This is a genomic window from Halostagnicola alkaliphila, assembly GCF_055379965.1.
On sequence record NZ_AP043825.1, the window covers coordinates 355,425 to 372,879 of the forward strand.

The window sequence follows — 17,455 nt, forward strand, 5'->3', positions numbered from 1 at the left end:
GACAGTGGACCCACGAGGACTCAGAAGCGGGTCGTTTCTGAGGGAGCCGAATCAACCCAATTTCGTCGAGAATGCCGGGCATTTCGCTCAAGAGATCGATCGTCTGGCGGTAGGACTTCCTGAGTTCGATTCGTAGTGCTTGCAACGTGAGCATAGCCCACTCGGCGAACCCGCCACCCCCTTCGGGGTCGGCGGGTCCGTCGGGATTCTCAACAACTTCTTTAGCTTTCGCAACCGATTCTCGGGTGAAGAGGCGGAATTCTGAAGTCATAACACTCTGCCTCTTCGCTTTCTATGGAGATAACGCGATTGTAGCCGTCTAGCAATCCTACAGAGCACATCGATCCTAACGCACGTGCCGAGGACCTACTCTACAACACAATTTTCGCACTTCGGACGCTCGTCGCTCCCGTCAAACCTGCTGGAAAAGGGAATCTGAGTCTCGAGGGGCTCGAGGAACTCGTCAAGAATATGGAGAACCAACTAAATATAGAGATCGGGCTATCGTGTGTCGTTCCCTCTGGGGTAGGCCAAACCAATTCACATCAACAGCAATTCGAGAATACGGAGGCATTCGCCACACCGGTTAGCATCGGAAACCGTGAAAGCCTAATGGACGCAATGTGGGAAGCCAGAGGGTCAGCGTTCAAGGTAGTCGAGGAACGGTGGAAAACGTTCGAACAGGACGGCAAGATGGTGAGCGAGCCCGGCCAATGTCGAGTGCGTGATAGAGAGATTGAGACGCTACGGAAGCTATATGAACTCGCTTGGTTCATTGCCACTACCACATTCGAAGCCGACGTCGATCCCATACTGGAACTCGATATTGAGGGCCACGATAATAGATCCATCAGCCTCCAAGGTGACGATACCACAGAGGTGACGACTGCATGAGTAACTTCAAATCCGGATCAGGGAATCTCGATTTCGGTGAGAGCGATGAGAACGATGAGGAAACCGGATCCACCGATGAAACTACAAAAACTCAGGATAAAGGATCCGAAAGCGCTGATTCGCTACCCTCTGAACAGTCTACATCATCCACCTCCGTCAAAGAATTACCTGAGACAGAGGACACATCAAATCAGTCTGTATCGAATCGCGCATCTACAGACGACACGGCATCAACTTCAACTGGCGGTGCAGAACAATCCCTACTTCATCCGACGGAACAACGTTGGCGACGAGCGTGATACACGTCTTAAAATCCATGTCCGAGACAAAGTAGCTGATCAAGAAGCCGAATTCAGAAATGAGGTTGCTGACCACCTTCGAACGAACGAAGTGTCAAAAACAGACGCTCGAGAGTTCCCCCTTCTTGCGACATTTCACCACCCTGAGAAGGCAGCTAAACTAATAGAAGACGAAGGATTCTTGTTCTCGAGTGAAATTGGGCAGGAATCCGCCTTCCCTAGAGTGAACACTCACAGTTGGGTAATGATATCATAGTCTACATCTGGTTTTTGCGGTCTGCAGGGGATGTTTGATTGCTTGGAGTGCCGACTAGTGACGTGCTTCTGTAGGCCCGATTTCGAGGAAGATCTGACTTTCGACTATCGCTCTTGTGAAGCACGTTGTTGATTTTCAGAGCGCAGCATCGATAGCATGTTTGAGCGCTTTATCACCTGGTTTTCTATAGAGTTCACGCCGAAGCTGAAACGCTCTGAGAGACGGTGTTAGCTTGTCTTTCGAGGCTCCTCGATGTGGCGAGAGCCACGGTCGCACCAGCGACCCGTGGCTCTCGCAGGTATTGACGTGCACATCTCCATCAGCGTACTCACCATCGCCGTGGACGACGTATTCGCGGGCGAATGCGTCGTCCTTCTCAAGCGGGTCGTACGCGCGAAATCCGCCGGTATACGCCGTTAGCGGCTCCTCTTCGTGATCCGCGAGCAGGAGCCGAACCGTCGATTCGTCGATGAATTTCGCTGGCACGACGTACCGCTGGTCGTTGCCGCGATCAACGAGCGTGAACACCGGTGGTTTGTCTCCCTCCTGTCTTACCGTTCTGTACGAGAGATCGATTTCAGCCCCGATCTGCTGAATGCTCGTGTTGAAGCATAAAAACACGGCCCTGTTGAAATCCTTGAGGAGTTATAAGTTTGAGCAGTAGTGTAACCGAACGCAAACTCTCCCGAAGTCACGATTACTCCAATTTGTAGAAGAAGCATTTTAGTTAGCGCAACGTGCTGTGGCTCGATACTCACCAAAGTTCTTGAAACAACGCTATACGCTTCATCAGCACATCGTTCTTCTGTGTCTCAAAGTTTGGAAGAACACGACCTATCGAACACTCCTTGACGAACTCATTGAGATGCCCCGTATTCGGAAAGCGATCAATCTCACCAAACTTCCTGCCCCGTCAACGCTGTGCAAAGTGTTCGATAGACTCGATATGACCGTCTGGCGAGTGCTGCTCAATCTCTCTGTTTCACTACTCCCGACTAACGGTGTTGCGGGGATCGACGCATCGGGATTCGACCGCAGTCACGCCTCAAAGCACTACACAAAACGGGCGAAGCTGACGATTCGGCAACTAAAAGTCACACTCTTAGTCGATACGAGAGCAAACGCGATCCTCGATCTCCACGTCACAACGACTCGAAAACACGATACACAGATCGTACCATCGCTTATCAACCGCAACACGGCTGAAGTCGAAGTTCTGCTTGGTGACAAGGGGTACGACGATCAGCAGATTCGAGCAACGGCCCGCGAGAACGATATTCGTCCACTCATCAAACACCGTGAGTTCTCCTCACTTCAGAAAGCGTGGAACGCTCGACTGGATGCCGCCCCTACGCCCAACGGAATCAGAGCGAAATGGTGAACTCTCGACTCAAGCGGAAATACGGTGCGTTCGTCCGGCCACGACGCTGGTGGAAGCAGTTTCGTGAACTCGCCCTTGCGTGCCTCGTCCACAATCTCGACCGAACCCTCTAACGATCAGTACAGTATTTACAAATAACAGCCGAAGTTTAAGCAAATCAGAATTTGTGCCTCAATCTCAGGCTGCCCTCCCCCTATGATTTTTATCAGAGGCAAATAATTTCGCCAATACATCAATGCCCTCCCGTACGCGGCGGTCAATGCTAACAATTGCAGCATGTACATCGCTTACGTATTTAGCGGGATCTACTGACATTATCAGTGATAGTAATGATACTGTTGAACTCTGTGCTGTAGGCATCCAAAATACAGATGGGGTCTTCGAAGATGATGAAGACGGAGACACATATCACGCCGAATTACAAGTGGTAGAGGATGGCGATATTGTTGGTGAAGAAGCTGGCGACATTGTTCCATATGATGATGATACGGATGAGCCATATGGATTAGTGATTACAGCGGACGAACTCAATTCAAATGAGGGAGCGTTCTCAGTTAGGGTTCGGATCGATGATGGTGACTGGGTAGAAGAGTACCTTCCCGATGTGGATGTCAATAACGATAACGATCCGGTTGTTAGCGATACGAGGATTCAATATGGAAGTCTACGGAGTTTCCACACGTATTCGTACGCCGACTGTGACTATTAATGCCTTAACGGTACATCTGCAGGTGTAGTGTGAAGTGGATTCACGAGGATAAGTATCTAAAGAAGAGGATTTCAACGGAGCCAAAAACACGTAAATCGTGAAGTACCACTCTTTGAGTGTGAGCTTCGAATGAGCGAAAATTGTGTCGGTCTTGTCGTTGAATGTGCGACCACAATTCTTACACAGATACCGCTGATATACCCGATAGCTGCCGTTTCTGACCTGACGGTCAGAACGGCAGCGGGGGCATTCGACACCGTCACGCCAGCGGACTTGTTGGAGCAGGTCCGCGGCAGCCGATTCCGACACGAATCGGTTCACAGGGAACATATCGGGCACCGCTGGCGCGGTGCCCTTGCCCTCTTCGACTTTGAGCCGCTGCTCTCGCCATCAACAATCTACTTCGCAAGAGCGCAATGGATAGACACCAGCGGAGGTCTAACTATATAATATTCACTTCTAATATTTCTAATTGAAATAAACAATCGAAATACTGTTGGCTGTTCACGTATGATATGATTCTATGGGAAAGGAGGACAAACCAAATCGTCGCGTGAAGACGACTGATACAATTTTCGAAATTCTAGAGATGCTTCACGTACTTGATGGAGCATCTCTCGCAGAACTTTCTCGAGAGTTAGACTTCGCGAAAAGTACATTGCACGATCATCTATCTACGTTAGTGGATAGAGAATACATCGTCCGTCAAGATAACGAATACACGCTTAGTCTCAAGTTTCTATACCATGGTATGTATTCGAAAAACAGACTTCGAATCTCACAGGTAGGGCAACCGGTTATCGATGAATTGGCAGATAAAACTGGTGAGGTTGCATGGATAATCGTAGAGGAACATGGACGCGCAATTTATCTTAATAAAGCAATGGGTGAGAAAGCGATCCAGACGCACGCAATTATCGGTGGTCGAGCGCATTTACATTGCTTAGCCAGCGGAAAGCAAATTCTTGCTCATTTGCCGGAAGAACGCGTAGATGGGATTATTAATCAACATGGGCTACCGAAACAAACAGAACATACAATTACTGATAGAAAGAAACTTAAACGAGAACTCGAGCGCGTCCGTAAAGAAACGATATCTCTCAACGACAACGAACGACTTGAGGGGCTTCGAGCAATCGCAGCTCCTGTAATGGACAAGAACGAAATTATTGGTGCAATTTGCGTTTCTGGGCCAGCAAACCGACTCACAGTAGAACGATGCTACGATAACATAAAACCTATTCTACTAGAGGCACAAAACGAAATCGAACTTAAATTGCAATACCCGCCAAAATAGGAACCTCCTCATTTTCACTTATTGGTTTAATTATAGTATATTTTTGGTGTAAGAGAGCATCGTATTTACTTAGTGGGATTGTGCCAGGCGGCGAAGGCTTGGAGCCACGATTCGGCTGTTACTGGATCGACATGACTGAAACAGTTTGAGAACGGAGAAATTTGACGCTTTACCACTTGAAAGACACGTTCAATATTGTTTCGATTTCCGTGTTTCTCGTATCGAAATCGGAGGCCGCGTCGACGGAGTGTCGTCTGGAGATGAGTGCCTCCATTGACGAGAAACACGGCGTCAGAGACGTCGTGTTTCTCGGCTAATTCGCGTAAGAAAATCTTTGTAAGGGCGGTCGTAGTGGTCGAAAGCAGCCGTGTGTGCAGCAGTTCGTTCGAGTCAGGATCGACAGCGGCGTACAGCCAATATTGCTGACCACTGTCCGAATCACGGTCTCGTCGAGTGCACCGTGATTCGGTGATGTCCCATCGGCGGGCTGTTAATTGCACTTATGCACCTAATCGTGACCGCTTTCCGCGACCGTTGGACACCGAACTTCTCTAATTCTCGAACGGTATTCGAAAGCGATAGTCCGGACAGATGGAGCCGAATACCGAGCCCCATCAATCGAGGCGGTGTCCGCTCGCGCTCCACAAATCCCAAGTCGATCCAGTCGCCACGACCACTGAGGCTGGCGAGATACGCGCGAACAGTGCGATTTCTGCCATAGATCAGCTAGAAATCTGCGCGCCTCACTTTTCAGCCTTAACTAAACACGACCTTAGAAAGATACACTAGTTTTATACCATCTTAATAAAATATAGTCTGTGTATGGACACTACAATGTTTGATATTATATATTGAAATTAAACTTTGGTAAATTGCACGTGTTTCATACCAGATAGGGATTTTAGATTATTAACTAAGTCGCGTATTTCTTTTCCGGTCCCGTTCACAACAATAGTTTCCAGGCAGAGATGAGAGTCGAAATGAATATGTTGGGTAGCGATAATATTCTTTTCTGCATTGTGCTGTATGTTCAATAACTCGTCATTAACATTCTGGGAATCGTGACTATATATAGTTGTTATTGATCCTCGGTGAACAGATTCGAGATCGTTTTTCCATTGAAGATCAGATAAAAACATTCGAATTGCATCCCTGAACGCTTTTGACCGACTAGCGTATTCTAGATCATCAACGACTTCATCAACCTCTTCCATTAAATCTCCCGAGATTGTAAGACTCACCCTTTCAACGGAATCTGACATGTGTTTCTCTAACTCGTCCATTCGTATACACCTTACGCACCTATAGAAAAGATTGGTAGTTTTACACCTAGGTATTCTTCTTACCTACCTCTTCAACTCTATATAGATAGGTAACTGGTTAATTTAGTATTAAAAATAGGAAAATGTAAGGGGTTTAGTTGTATTTTCCACCCCCATGACAAGAGAAAATGATCCTTAGGTATAATACTATACGCTCAAGATTGCATACTATGAAGCGGAAATCCCGTCGAGATCTATTGAAAATAACAGGAAGTTCATTTGCCATGTCGTCTATTGCTGGATGTGTTAACTCTACCGAAGTAGATTCGTCTACACAGTCCGTATACACTTCGTTTTTCACACTCTATGATTTCACCCGGAACGTCGCCAATAAAGATATTGCCGTCGAAAATCCTGTCCCTGCCGAACAACACGGACATGGATGGGAACCGCCTACGAACCTCCTTCCGAATATCGTCGAATCCGATGCCTTCGTATATCTCGATGCTGAAGGCTTTCAACCGTGGGCGGAACAAGTTGCAAGTGAGATCGAAGAGAATTATTCGGACGATGTTCTCCTAATCGATGCGCTTGAGGGAATTGATTTACTAGAATACGAAAGCGACCACCACGAAGAACAGAACCACGATACTTCCGATTACGAATACGGATCTGTTCGAGAACTAGAGCTCATCGACCGACGGACTAGTCAATTGGTTGCGCACTTCCACTTCGATCATTGGCACGGAACTATTCCTGGAACCTCTCCTCAAGAAGCTATTTTACTCGATGCGAGATTTATCGATAGTAACGGGGAACTGTTTCCCCTCAGTGATGATGAGCCGTATGAATTAGGCGCACGAGTAGAAGAAAACGGATCAGTAGATACGATTTCAATTAACTTCAAGGGGGATCATATCGGGTTAGAGGGACAGGCCAAGGGTGATGTTCCAGTAATCATTGAGTTGAGACAGTCTGGAGAGATAGTCTGGGAGTCGAAGCCACTTACGGTAACTGTATCCGAGATGAACGCCGATAGTCGAAATCGAGATCACGGTATGTACGATGTGAAGTTTTTTTCTGATCCGGTGTTAGCCCAAGATGGCGTTCGAAATATCCGCGATGGGTTAATCGATCTTGACCCAAGTAACGAAACTACCTACGAGGAAAACGCAGAACAGTACATTGGCCGACTTGATGATCTTCATCAACGGTTCAGAACAGAACTTTCGGATCGGGACCACGATCTTGCTGTATTGGCTGGTCACGATTCGTTCAATTATCTCGGTACGAGATACGGATTTGAAATACATACTCCAGTCGGTCTTTCGCCAGATGATGAACCGTCGAGCACTGAAATCGCTGCCGCCGTACACCTCGTCGAAGAGCAAGATATCAAGTATATATTATGGGATTACTTCGATGGGGACCAGGTTGCGGATGCTATACTATCTGAAGCTGACAGTGCAAATGACATGGCGATGGTTTCCGCGGCAGAAAGTTATCTTGGCGAGTGGAAGGACGATGGCCACGGTGATTATATCGGCCAAATGGAAAAGATTAACCTACCAGCTTTCAAGAACGCGCTGGGAGCGACCGAACAATGACTTACGCAGTAAAACTCGAAGATATCACGTTCAGCTACGGAACTAACCCGGCAGTAGAGGGTCTTTCTCTTTCGGTCCCCCGAGGCGAATTTTTAGGTCTCGTAGGACCGAACGGATCAGGGAAAACAACTCTGCTGAAACTAATGTTGGGAATCCTTGAACAAGATTCCGGTGAGATCTCTGTATTCGGTGAGAAAGTGAATGATTTCAGTGACGGGGAACGGATTGGGTATGTTCCGCAGCGATCTTCGCGAAAAGGCAACACAATGCCAATTACTGTCCGTGAAGTTGTCACTATGGGGAGATATCCCGCGTCCCCTTTTAGACGGCTTGGAGAGTCAGACATCAAAATGATCGATGATGCTCTCCGGACTGTTGGCATATTCGATTTATCCAACAGACGGATCTCTCAGCTTTCTGGCGGCCAGAAACAGCGTGTTTTCATCGCCAGAGCATTAGCTTCTGGCGCTGATTTACTTGCGCTTGATGAACCGACAGTCGGTGTCGATGCTGAATCTCGCGACGACTTTTATCGGTTGTTGAATACCCTCCAAGAGGAATTGATCACAATAATTCTCATCGAACACGACCTCGGTATCGTTGCTGAACACGCGGATCGCATCGCTTGCATTAACCGGAACCTCCACTACGTGGGTCCAGCGGACGAATTCGTCGAGAGCAAGGCAAAATCGAACGTATATTCGAACCAGCGTGTACGAAGTCAGGAAAACGCCAACCAACTTCCTAGTGGTTACGCAGTTGAAAACTGATCCGAATCAATGAACAAATCTCTATCAACGGTGGTCAAAGCAGCACTCGCAATTATTGGGCTATCAGTCGTAGTTGTGTTTCTACCCTTGGCCTTCGGCCTAATGCCGAGACAATTCTTCGACCAAGGCTGTGCTGTAGGTCAAATGTTTGGTACGCAAATCGGTTGTTACCAATTTATGTGGAACACTATCACGACAGGTGTTTTCATTGGGATAATTGGACCAGTCATTGGAATGTTCTTGGTTCATCGCGAGATGGCATTGATCGGGGAGACGCTCGCGCACACCGCTTTTGCAGGTGTGGCCTTCGGAACGCTTATTTTGGGTGCATCAGGATGGGATGCAAGGTTGCTACTTATTGCTACTTGCGTCGCAGTTATCGGCGCAGTAGCCGTACAAATCCTCGCTGATCGGACTGGTTCGTATGGGGATGTTCCCATCGCGATTATGTTGACCGGAAGTTTCGCAGTCGGGACGCTATTCATTGATCTCGGTGGTGGATTTGCTTTTGTTGATATCAACAGCTACCTATTTGGAAACATATCTATCACTGATGAACGGAGCGTATCGTTGATGGCAGTATTGAGCATAATTGTAGTCGGTTTAGTCACAGTAGCATATAAACCGCTATTATATATCACATTTGATGAAGACGCTGCGGTCGTCGCTCGTTTCAACGTTTCCGGATATAACTCACTGTTGATTATTCTCACCGCCTTGGTGATCGTTGGTGCAATGCAAATACTCGGCGTGATCCTAGTTGCGGCGATGTTAGTCGTTCCAGTTGCGGCGGCATCTCTCCTTTCGAGTAGTTTTGAGGAAGCACTCTATGCTTCCATCGTTATTGGCGTTCTCTCGGTGCTTACTGGTATCTTTCTTTCGTGGCAGTATGCACTTCGTCCGGGGGCAACAATAGTCGTCATTTCAATTATAGTGTATTTGTTGGCCATCCTCTTATCCGATCGATCCGGACTGTCTCCTTCAATTCATTGAAGTCACATCGGATAGTAGGCCTCCTCTCAATATGGACACTATAGTATGATATCAGTGCCCTGTTGGCAGTAATATTTGGAATATAATTAGTAATATTACTTGTTTCGGAATATTAAAGCCATCTCGAGAAAGAGATGGAACTGGCTAAGATAATGCGTGCAGATATAGTGACACGACGTCAGTTTGGAATCGGAGCTGTATCAGTAACTTCAGCAGTGGTTGTAGGTTGCACCAGTGACGGTGATAACGACCACAGCGAAGATGGACACGATGAACACAACGAAGATGAACACGACGATGAAGACCATGGCCACGACGACGAATACGACGATGAAAACCACGGCCATGATCACGATTCGGATGATGCCGTCTCGAATCTTGAGATCATTGATTGGGGCGATGAAACCGTCGTTGCTGACTATCATGGGCACTGGCATGGTAACATACCCAAAATTCAACTTGGAGATTACGTCTCCCTCGGTGCCGAATTCGAAGACGAAAACGGAGTTAAAATTCCAATCGGCGACGATGAAGAGCATCAATTAGGTGTCGGTGTGACAGACGACGGCGAGAGTAGTACGATCAATATTGATTCACATGGAAATCACATTCATATCCACGGCGAATCGACAGGTGAAACTGCTATTCTATTTCAATTAGTACAGAATGATAACATTGAATGGGAGTCGTCCGAAGCTATCGCTGTCAAAGTTATCAGTGATGATTCATGATATACTATTTATTCCATATCACCGTTTAAACGTAAGAGACTTCCACAAAGTTCTGAATAGTAGTAACTGATTACTGTCCGACACAGCTGTTTGTGACTGCGAATAATCACCCGAAATACCGTCAGCCGACCCACGGACAACTCGCAGAATGAGACGGTCAAATCAGAGAAAGAGCTAGCTGTGCACTGATTACGGATACAGCGCTCTTAGTGGTCCTGAAAATAAAACTCTTCGAGGTCGTCTACAGTAACTTCTTTAATGAGTTGGGATGATAATCCTGCAACCGGGAGAGAGCAGGATGCGTCGTCCGCCATGTCCAGCGCGGTGGCCATATCTTTTTCCGGCCACGATAGGCGGAGTTGTTCCCAGTTACCGCTTCGAATTGACCAGGTGTCACCGCTCGATTTTGGAATTACATCGCGTATACGCAGTGGGTCCACGTCGACATTGGTCTCCGAAACCAATCGTAAGACTTCATAATTTGCAAGTATTGATGTCCAGAGCAGTAAATTATTACTCGTTTTTCCAACTTGACCCGCGCCGAATGATCCGAGGATTTCTACCTCACCACACGCCTCGAGTGCGGGTCTACAGTGTTCTATGGCTTCTTCGTCACCCCCCACCATGAATAATATTTCTCCCTGTTTCGCAGCCGAGACACCTCGGCACATCGGTGCATCAACGACATTTATGTTTTGCGGAGTCTCCTCTTTGACAGCGTTCGGAATGGACGGATGAACGGAACTCATTATGACGACTGTTCCGGACTCCATTCCCTCATACAATCCTCCCTCACCGTCACACACCTCAAAAATGTGCACTGCAGATGGAACACAAACGAATACGATATCCTATTGTTGTCCGAGCTTCTTCGGGTTTTTCATTGACTGAGACCCTGCGTTTACAGCTTTTTCTTGAGCATCTTTGTCGACGTCGTATGCGTATACCTCGAATCCATTCCCCCTCAAGTTCCTGACCATCGGAAATCCCATGCGACCGGCACCGATAACTCCGACTTTGGTTGTCATATATTCGGCAATGATTAATTTGAGTATTAATACTACCGCTCTTGCGAAGTAGATTGTTGATGGCAGAGCAGCGGCTCAAAGTCGGTAGTTCCCATCAGATCAGCGGATAGCCACAACTGACGAGGTTAGGTTCTCAGGAAGCGTCTGGATGGGTGTATGAAGTTCCTCTACCACCCAGACACCGTCCTTACGGCCTCTGACCTTGAAACCTTAGCGCTTGATCTACTCACAGAGATTCCAATCCCCGGAGTCGAAGGCTGCGGCTTCGACTCCGGGATCATTCGCCAGACGCTTCTGCAAGCCGCTGTCGATCAGAAATCCATCAAGGCCGTCACCGACTCCACTCATGAAACCTACTCCGACGACTACACTCTCGCGCAGCTGCACACCGTTCCAGCTGATGAACTCGATCTCTCGTACAGAACGGTAAGACAGGAGGGAGACAAACCACCGGTGTTCACGCTCGTTGATCGCGGCAACGACCAGCGGTACGTCGTGCCAGCGAAATTCATCGACGAATCGACGGTTCGGCTCCTGCTCGCGGATCACGAAGAGGAGCCGCTAACGGCGTATACCGGCGGGTTTCGCGCGTACGACCCGCTTGAGAAGGACGACGCATTCGCCCGCGAATACGTCGTCCACGGCGATGGTGAGTACGCTGATGGAGATGTGCACGTCAATACCTGCGAGAGCCACGGGTCGCTGGTGCGACCGTGGCTCTCGCCACATCGAGGAGCCTCGAAAGACAAGCTAACACCGTCTCCCAGAGCGTTTCAGCTTCGGCGTGAACTCTATAGAAAACCAGGTGATAAAGCGCTCAAACATGCTATCGATGCTGCGCTCTGAAAATCAACAACGTGCTTCACAAGAGCGAATACTACTGATTCGCCACATGTCCGTTACATAAATCCAGGCGTCACTGGTGCCATCATGCTTGGGGCTACGACTGGATACTACCAAAAGACTCATACACATCCTTTGATAATCTCTTCTATGGTAGTAATTGCCTCGATTGATCAAAAAAATCACTCGGTACAAGTCGTGAAGGAAGCAAATAAATTGGCGAACTCTTTCGGCATGGAATTACACGTTGTTCACGTTTTGAACCAATCCGAATTTATCGAAATGCATTCCGAGTCGCTGGATGCTGGCGGTGAGGCTATCGAGATGGATCGAATCAGGGAAGGTGCCGCAAAAGTCGCGAGAGAAACGGCTCACGAAGCAAACGTTGATGCAAATCACGTCGGATTGATTGGGAGTGCTAGCACGAAAATCATAGAATATGCAGAGGAAATGGATGCAGAATACGTAGTAATTGGTACGAAAAAACGCTCACCAACTGGAAAGGCTGTTTTTGGAAGTACTTCGCAAAGAATAATCTTGAACTCGAATTCACCCGTCATTGCAATTCCGGACGACATGTAATCTAAACGACCCGGTGTGACTTTGGCCCACGAAACGAACCTAGTTCCAGATACCCCGTTCTCGAGATTGTTTTCACTTTTCTCGTCAAAGCGGTTACTAACCATCTCATTACTTATTTATATTATTTTATATGTCTATGTCTGTCTACATACGAATGTAATTTGCCCATCCCCATAAATAATATTGAAATTATTATACTACGATTTATCACTACTCGTACGGTTTTCATCACCGCTATATCCCCGTTCGAAAATACCGAATGTGGATGGGGGTCATGTTCCTCCAAAGAAGAGGAACAACTCAAATTGATGGATATTATTACGATAGTATGGGTGTAAAAACATCCCCCGGGTAGATTTTTGAATATCTCGATGAGGAATGTACCTAATTTAGGCGTGCAATCCCTAGTAGTGTTCGCCAATTCCGAACGGAACTAGGGGGCAAGGAAAACAAAACGAGCGAAGAGCATCATAGGAGCGCGCTGAAATCCTACTAATAGAAATTCGCTCTCTCCGAAATACGGGATCTGTGACATATAATTCACGTATAACCACCGCTAGATTGCCCCAGATTCAATACTCCAGTCGGTAGCAAAGTAACCAAAACGTTTAACCGCAATAAAGGAAAACTCACCCGCTATGGAACGGACCAGAGAGAGAGATGAGGATGAAGAGGTAGAAGAAAGTGAAATTAACCCAGAGGTGGAAGTTGAGTACGAAACTGAGCGAATTTTTGTCAATGAAATAGCCAGTAACTATTATAGCATGAAGGATAAGCGGGAAAACCTTCGTGATGAAAACCGTGTCGTTAACTGGGAAGATACCGAATGGCAACAGAAAGGGGGCGGCCAGGTTTGGAACAAAGACGTATTTGGTTCGACACGAGGCGGTGAGCACGTCTTCGATAAAACGGACTCACTTCAGGTGCACATCCTTGATTTGGCGCCCGAGGGAGAGTCACAAATGCACGTACATCAAAACGAAGCGCTGATGTATATTCTGAATGGAACCGGGTACGAGGTTCATGACGGGAAACGCTACGCCTGGGAACCGGGTGATCTTGCGCTTATTCACGGTGGATGTGCGCACAAACACTTTAGCGCCGATCCTGATAATCCGGCTCGGGTATTGATTATAAAAGCAAAACCGATGTACTTGTTTCTCCATCTTATTGACCAAGAGTATATCTCGCCGTATCCAGACGAACCGATCGACGGTTGGGAAGATTACGAACCGGATGAGTTCGGCACGGCATCGAGAATTGACCTAGAGCCAGCTCATCGAAAGGCCCTCGAGAAGGTTGCAGATCTTGCGCCAAAGGTTGACCACGAGCATCCACACAGTCATCACCACGAATATGCCCACGATCACGAAGGTGATAACGAATGAGCAATCCGTTAGAAGATTCCGAAATCGAAGATGTTCACGAAGAAGCAGAACGGTGGGTACGGGGCGATCAACAGGCCGGTTATTATCAGGAGTTTCTCGAGAACTCGCTGAATAATCCACTTTCCGCACATGGTGACGGCCCACTGAATAAGGTGCTCAAACCGGAGGATATGCCGTGGGAGCTATCTCAGCAAGGACTGCTCAAGCATATGTTAAATGAGGATATGGCCGAACGTTACGACTATCCAGGGATGGGTGCTGACCTTTACCAACAGGTCATCCCCGCCGGAAGCAAATCTGGCAAACACCGTCACCGAAGTGAGGAAATCGTCATTGTCCTCGAGGGTGAGGGATACGATCTGCATTGGGATGCCGAATTGGAAGTTGTTGGCGGCGATGAGCCGGATGATGAGAAACCGGATTGGAGCTACGATGAAGAGCCGAAGAAATTTGAGTGGGAAGCCGGTGATGCGATATACATTCCGGTGAATACGGTTCATCAACATTACAACTCTTCAGATTCGGACCCAGCCCGATTTATTTCAGCGCAGGCGAGAGCATTCACCAATCTTGGTTTTGGTTTCGAGGACCTAGAACAATTCGAAAACGCACCGGAGTACGAATCGGAGGTGAGCGAGTAACTTGCCGTAGAACTAGTTATTCGAATCAAGAGCAATATCAACATTACCGATACATTTTGAATAAGTACCCCCGTTTTAGCCGTTGTTGCTTCGAATAGCTGGTATTGAGAGTACGGTAGTATCTAAACTGACCACGGTTTTGATTTGGGATACCCGAAGCAACCAGTTGAATCGAACGTGGTCGTCCTTCACATTGCAGAGTGATTTTCGTGATAAGGCCTATAATTCCAGACGCGCTTGCGTAACCTGTTTTACAGAGACAACTTTTCCTTTGCTTTTCTCACCCCTCTTTTTAAGTAACCCGTGTGCTGTGTAATTCATTTTGAATTTTGTTTCAGTCGTTTTCAGTATTATGTTACGATCAGCCCAATCGTTGTCGCAAATGTCGAGGGCTCACTTCACTATAGCAGCCGGGCACCGCTCTCAAAACTAGCATGTTAGAAGATTCCGTGCTACTGCACTCACGGAATATCTAGTATCTCCAAACAATAGCCGGAATATATGCCCGTTAAGAGCTTCGGAACGTGGTATGGAGCAAAAACATTATATATGTTCACTCAAAACAGGGAAGCGATGCCAGGTAGTCTCATGGAAGCTTTTAGCATAGCAATACAAACAATCGCTACACCGTCTAATTTTATTTTGGTATGTTTAGCTGTGATGCTTGGAATGTTCATGGGAATGCTTCCTGGAATGGGCGGTACGATTACGCTAGCACTGCTCATACCACTAACGTATACGTTTGAGCCGATCGTGGCAATTTTAATTCTTGCAGCAGCGTTGGGGGCAACTAACTTCGGGGGAAGCGTATCGGCTATTCTAATAAACACTCCCGGTTCGGCGCCCAATGCTGCAACGCTAATTGATGGATATCCCATGACGAGGAACGGGGAGGGAGGGAGAGCAATTTCAGCGAGTGCTGTCGCGAGTGCGGCAGGCGCATTTATTGGGTTGGGTATTTTTTTATTGATTTTTCCCGTTCTTATGGAATTTATCGTATTGTTCGGCCCACCGGAGGTATTCTGGCTTGGAATGTGGGGATTGACTGTTATTGCAATCGTTATTAAAGGGAATATGATCAAGGGCCTGTTTTCAGCTGCCCTCGGTTTTCTCGTTATTATGCACGGTTTGAGTGCTATCACTGCCAACCAGCGGTGGACTTACGGTCAGCTTGAGATGTTGGATGGGTTCAAATTAATCCCTGTTCTCATAGGGCTGTTCGCGGTCGCCGAAATGATCAAGCTAGTATCGGAGGGTGGGACGACCGCGAAGAAAGAGTCAGAATTAGCGGGTATCGACCTTCGAGGGTTTCGGGATGTGTATGAAAACAAGTCATTATTCTTTAGGTCTTCGTTAGTCGGCGGTGTCGTCGGATTGATTCCTGGTATCGGCGGTGCAGCAGCGAATTACATAGCATACTTTCAGGCCGTCCAGACAGCGAGCGATTCGGAAAAATTCGGAACCGGAGATGTACGCGGTGTCATCGCAAGTGAGGCGAGTAACGATGCAAAGGATGGAACCAGCCTCCTTCCCACCTTAGCTCTCGGTATTCCCGGCAGCGCTAGCATGGCTGTATTGCTCGGAGCGTTTATCCTTCATGGCATGACACCAGGGCCACTGCTCGTTGAGGAGAACCTCGATATTATTACGATCATCGTCGTCGCTTTGCTTCTGTCGAATATTATGACGAGTACGGTCGGTATCTTACTAGCAGATAAAATGGCATACGTTACGCAACTCGATGTCCGGATTATCGCACCAGTCGTTTTGATAGTATCATTCTTCGGAACGTTTGCGTTGGATAACGTCGTTTTTGACATCTGGGTAACGCTTATATTCGGTCTTCTCGGATTTGCGATGATCAAGACGGGGATCCCACGAATTCCGCTCATCTTAGCAATGGTTCTGGGGCCAATTGTCGAAGACAATTTCTTTAGAGCTCTCCAGATATCCGGCCACGATTACGGTATCTTCTTCAACTCCGCCATCTCCATCGGATTCATTGTGTTGATCATCATTAGTCTGTTCCTCCCATACATTCGAGTCCAAATTCGAAAACGGGTGTTAGCATGAGTAACCAAGAAAATATCGATAACACCGATAGCCAGCCATCCAATAGAGACACAAGTTCCGACATGAAATCAACGAAACAAGACACTCAGAAGGACCAACCAGAGAAAAGTTATCTGCCTATCGATTCAGCTTGGATCGAGGTCGGTTTTTACGCCAGCATTATTGTCTGGATCGGCTGGATGATAGTGCAAACTCAGGGGTGGGCGTTCGAGGATAGACTGTTCCCTCGAGTATTGGGGTCGATTGCAATTGTCCTGCTCGTGGTAATGATACTCAAGATACTTTTCCCAGAACAAATTGAGAAGATGAAACCAAACATTGAGGACGACACTGATGACTCCTTCCAAGTCGATATTGATAACGTCTCTCGCGTAAAACCGGAAAGGGAGAAATACCAACTAATGATGGCGGTCTGGGTAATCTTCCTTCCTGTCTTCCTTTATTACATCGGGTTTGTAGTAACCCTCCCGCTGTACTTGCTCGCCTTCCTCCTCTTCTTCTTACGGGATGTTAAAAAATCGCTCATACTGACCATCGTCCTGGCAGGAGCGATTTACGTATTATTTGTGGTGCTCTTGAATGTGAATTTCCCGTCGGGGGAACTGCTCTCTTTCTGAGCATCGAATCATTCCTGTGTAACTATCCTTCGACTCTCACAGGTTGTGTCTAGCGGACCAGATAATAGAATGAAACCGGTATAG

16 protein-coding genes and 7 pseudogenes are annotated in these 17,455 nt (G+C 47.4%); 16 read left to right on the forward strand and 7 right to left on the reverse strand.

Features of this window, described 5'->3' with window-relative positions:
• Positions 1 to 40: 40 nt before the first annotated feature.
• A pseudogene (locus ACZ5C7_RS03850) lies at positions 41 to 271 on the reverse strand (IS5/IS1182 family transposase); the annotation flags it as partial.
• A gap of 68 nt (positions 272 to 339) precedes the next feature.
• Here ACZ5C7_RS03850 and ACZ5C7_RS03855 point away from each other — a divergent pair.
• The 3 genes and pseudogenes from ACZ5C7_RS03855 to ACZ5C7_RS03865 form a co-directional block, all read left to right on the forward strand.
• A pseudogene (locus ACZ5C7_RS03855) lies at positions 340 to 894 on the forward strand (ParA family protein); the annotation flags it as partial.
• On the forward strand, positions 891 to 1,193 hold the full coding sequence (locus ACZ5C7_RS03860) for a hypothetical protein (RefSeq protein WP_464375262.1): 303 nt from the start codon (positions 891 to 893) through the stop codon (positions 1,191 to 1,193). The pseudogene ACZ5C7_RS03855 and the gene ACZ5C7_RS03860, both read left to right, overlap by 4 nt.
• Positions 1,141 to 1,449 carry a DUF7970 domain-containing protein gene (locus ACZ5C7_RS03865; protein ID WP_464375251.1) on the forward strand — a complete coding sequence of 103 codons (309 nt, stop codon included), beginning with the start codon at positions 1,141 to 1,143 and terminating at the stop codon, positions 1,447 to 1,449. The genes ACZ5C7_RS03860 and ACZ5C7_RS03865 overlap by 53 nt, the downstream gene beginning before the upstream one ends.
• Before the next feature lie 135 nt (positions 1,450 to 1,584).
• On the opposite strand, the pseudogene ACZ5C7_RS03870 reads toward ACZ5C7_RS03865, so the two are convergent.
• Positions 1,585 to 2,067, reverse strand: a pseudogene (locus ACZ5C7_RS03870) (transposase); the annotation flags it as partial.
• A gap of 58 nt (positions 2,068 to 2,125) precedes the next feature.
• Between ACZ5C7_RS03870 and ACZ5C7_RS03875 the strand changes: the two are divergent.
• Both ACZ5C7_RS03875 and ACZ5C7_RS03880 read left to right on the forward strand, forming a co-directional pair.
• Positions 2,126 to 2,943: pseudogene (locus ACZ5C7_RS03875) on the forward strand (IS5 family transposase); the annotation flags it as partial.
• A 146-nt stretch (positions 2,944 to 3,089) separates the two neighbouring features.
• Positions 3,090 to 3,539, forward strand: a complete 450-nt coding sequence (locus tag ACZ5C7_RS03880) for a hypothetical protein (protein ID WP_464374811.1) — start codon at positions 3,090 to 3,092, stop codon at positions 3,537 to 3,539.
• A gap of 81 nt (positions 3,540 to 3,620) precedes the next feature.
• Here ACZ5C7_RS03880 and ACZ5C7_RS03885 read toward each other — a convergent pair.
• Positions 3,621 to 3,869 (reverse strand): annotated as a pseudogene (locus tag ACZ5C7_RS03885) (transposase); the annotation flags it as partial.
• 193 nt (positions 3,870 to 4,062) lie between these two features.
• Here ACZ5C7_RS03885 and ACZ5C7_RS03890 point away from each other — a divergent pair.
• Positions 4,063 to 4,836, forward strand: a complete 774-nt coding sequence (locus ACZ5C7_RS03890) for an IclR family transcriptional regulator (RefSeq protein WP_464374812.1) — start codon at positions 4,063 to 4,065, stop codon at positions 4,834 to 4,836.
• Positions 4,837 to 4,901: 65 nt separating this feature from the next.
• Here ACZ5C7_RS03890 and ACZ5C7_RS03895 read toward each other — a convergent pair.
• Positions 4,902 to 5,559: pseudogene (locus ACZ5C7_RS03895) on the reverse strand (IS6 family transposase).
• Between the two features lie 134 nt (positions 5,560 to 5,693).
• Entirely contained in the window at positions 5,694 to 6,119 is a 426-nt protein-coding gene (nikR, locus tag ACZ5C7_RS03900; protein WP_464374813.1) for a nickel-responsive transcriptional regulator NikR, read from the reverse strand.
• A gap of 209 nt (positions 6,120 to 6,328) precedes the next feature.
• On the opposite strand from nikR, the gene ACZ5C7_RS03905 reads away from it, so the two are divergent.
• The 4 genes from ACZ5C7_RS03905 (at position 6,329) to ACZ5C7_RS03920 (ending at position 10,199) form a co-directional block, all read left to right on the forward strand.
• Positions 6,329 to 7,705, forward strand: a complete 1,377-nt coding sequence (locus tag ACZ5C7_RS03905) for a metal ABC transporter substrate-binding protein (protein WP_464374814.1) — start codon at positions 6,329 to 6,331, stop codon at positions 7,703 to 7,705.
• A complete protein-coding gene (locus ACZ5C7_RS03910) occupies positions 7,702 to 8,475 on the forward strand; it encodes a metal ABC transporter ATP-binding protein (RefSeq protein WP_464374815.1) in 774 nt (257 codons plus the stop codon). The genes ACZ5C7_RS03905 and ACZ5C7_RS03910 overlap by 4 nt, the downstream gene beginning before the upstream one ends.
• A 9-nt stretch (positions 8,476 to 8,484) precedes the next feature.
• The gene (locus ACZ5C7_RS03915; RefSeq protein ID WP_464374816.1) at positions 8,485 to 9,468 is read left to right on the forward strand and encodes a metal ABC transporter permease; all 984 of its coding nucleotides are present in this window, start codon (positions 8,485 to 8,487) and stop codon (positions 9,466 to 9,468) included.
• Positions 9,469 to 9,602: 134 nt separating this feature from the next.
• The gene (locus ACZ5C7_RS03920) at positions 9,603 to 10,199 is read left to right on the forward strand and encodes a hypothetical protein (RefSeq protein ID WP_464374817.1); all 597 of its coding nucleotides are present in this window, start codon (positions 9,603 to 9,605) and stop codon (positions 10,197 to 10,199) included.
• A gap of 206 nt (positions 10,200 to 10,405) precedes the next feature.
• Here ACZ5C7_RS03920 and ACZ5C7_RS03925 read toward each other — a convergent pair whose 3' ends face one another.
• Together ACZ5C7_RS03925 and ACZ5C7_RS03930 are read right to left on the reverse strand one after the other, a co-directional pair.
• Positions 10,406 to 10,801, reverse strand: coding sequence for an NAD-binding protein (locus ACZ5C7_RS03925; RefSeq protein WP_464375252.1), 396 nt, complete (start codon positions 10,799 to 10,801; stop codon positions 10,406 to 10,408).
• Positions 10,775 to 11,227, reverse strand: a pseudogene (locus ACZ5C7_RS03930) (NAD(P)-dependent oxidoreductase); the annotation flags it as partial. The gene ACZ5C7_RS03925 and the pseudogene ACZ5C7_RS03930, both read right to left, overlap by 27 nt.
• A 156-nt stretch (positions 11,228 to 11,383) precedes the next feature.
• On the opposite strand from ACZ5C7_RS03930, the gene ACZ5C7_RS03935 reads away from it, so the two are divergent.
• The 6 genes from ACZ5C7_RS03935 to ACZ5C7_RS03960 all read left to right on the forward strand — a co-directional run bounded on the left by ACZ5C7_RS03935 (position 11,384) and on the right by ACZ5C7_RS03960 (position 17,371).
• Positions 11,384 to 12,073 (forward strand): transposase, encoded by a 690-nt coding sequence (locus ACZ5C7_RS03935; RefSeq protein WP_464374818.1) that lies wholly within the window; start codon positions 11,384 to 11,386, stop codon positions 12,071 to 12,073.
• A gap of 147 nt (positions 12,074 to 12,220) precedes the next feature.
• Positions 12,221 to 12,652 (forward strand): universal stress protein, encoded by a 432-nt coding sequence (locus ACZ5C7_RS03940; RefSeq protein WP_464374819.1) that lies wholly within the window; start codon positions 12,221 to 12,223, stop codon positions 12,650 to 12,652.
• 638 nt (positions 12,653 to 13,290) lie between these two features.
• Entirely contained in the window at positions 13,291 to 14,040 is a 750-nt protein-coding gene (locus ACZ5C7_RS03945) for a cupin domain-containing protein (protein ID WP_464374820.1), read from the forward strand.
• Complete coding sequence (locus ACZ5C7_RS03950; protein WP_464374821.1) at positions 14,037 to 14,681, forward strand: cupin domain-containing protein; 645 nt, start codon at positions 14,037 to 14,039, stop codon at positions 14,679 to 14,681. Before ACZ5C7_RS03945 ends, ACZ5C7_RS03950 begins: the two co-directional genes overlap by 4 nt.
• 501 nt (positions 14,682 to 15,182) lie before the next feature.
• Positions 15,183 to 16,754: a tripartite tricarboxylate transporter permease gene (locus ACZ5C7_RS03955; protein ID WP_464374822.1), complete on the forward strand. Its 1,572-nt coding sequence runs from the start codon at positions 15,183 to 15,185 to the stop codon at positions 16,752 to 16,754.
• Positions 16,751 to 17,371, forward strand: coding sequence for a tripartite tricarboxylate transporter TctB family protein (locus ACZ5C7_RS03960; protein WP_464374823.1), 621 nt, complete (start codon positions 16,751 to 16,753; stop codon positions 17,369 to 17,371). The genes ACZ5C7_RS03955 and ACZ5C7_RS03960 overlap by 4 nt, the downstream gene beginning before the upstream one ends.
• Positions 17,372 to 17,455: the final 84 nt, after the last annotated feature.

Coding starts and splice junctions, on each gene's coding strand:
- ACZ5C7_RS03880 (WP_464374811.1), top strand. CDS start 3,090: ATGCTAACAATTGCAGCATGTACATCGCTTACGTATTTAGCGGGATCT.
- ACZ5C7_RS03960 (WP_464374823.1), top strand. CDS start 16,751: ATGAGTAACCAAGAAAATATCGATAACACCGATAGCCAGCCATCCAAT.
- ACZ5C7_RS03890 (WP_464374812.1), top strand. CDS start 4,063: ATGGGAAAGGAGGACAAACCAAATCGTCGCGTGAAGACGACTGATACA.
- ACZ5C7_RS03910 (WP_464374815.1), top strand. CDS start 7,702: ATGACTTACGCAGTAAAACTCGAAGATATCACGTTCAGCTACGGAACT.
- ACZ5C7_RS03955 (WP_464374822.1), top strand. CDS start 15,183: ATGCCCGTTAAGAGCTTCGGAACGTGGTATGGAGCAAAAACATTATAT.
- ACZ5C7_RS03935 (WP_464374818.1), top strand. CDS start 11,384: ATGAAGTTCCTCTACCACCCAGACACCGTCCTTACGGCCTCTGACCTT.
- ACZ5C7_RS03905 (WP_464374814.1), top strand. CDS start 6,329: ATGAAGCGGAAATCCCGTCGAGATCTATTGAAAATAACAGGAAGTTCA.
- ACZ5C7_RS03915 (WP_464374816.1), top strand. CDS start 8,485: ATGAACAAATCTCTATCAACGGTGGTCAAAGCAGCACTCGCAATTATT.
- ACZ5C7_RS03940 (WP_464374819.1), top strand. CDS start 12,221: ATGGTAGTAATTGCCTCGATTGATCAAAAAAATCACTCGGTACAAGTC.
- ACZ5C7_RS03945 (WP_464374820.1), top strand. CDS start 13,291: ATGGAACGGACCAGAGAGAGAGATGAGGATGAAGAGGTAGAAGAAAGT.
- ACZ5C7_RS03860 (WP_464375262.1), top strand. CDS start 891: ATGAGTAACTTCAAATCCGGATCAGGGAATCTCGATTTCGGTGAGAGC.
- ACZ5C7_RS03920 (WP_464374817.1), top strand. CDS start 9,603: ATGGAACTGGCTAAGATAATGCGTGCAGATATAGTGACACGACGTCAG.
- nikR (WP_464374813.1), bottom strand. CDS start 6,119: ATGGACGAGTTAGAGAAACACATGTCAGATTCCGTTGAAAGGGTGAGT.
- ACZ5C7_RS03950 (WP_464374821.1), top strand. CDS start 14,037: ATGAGCAATCCGTTAGAAGATTCCGAAATCGAAGATGTTCACGAAGAA.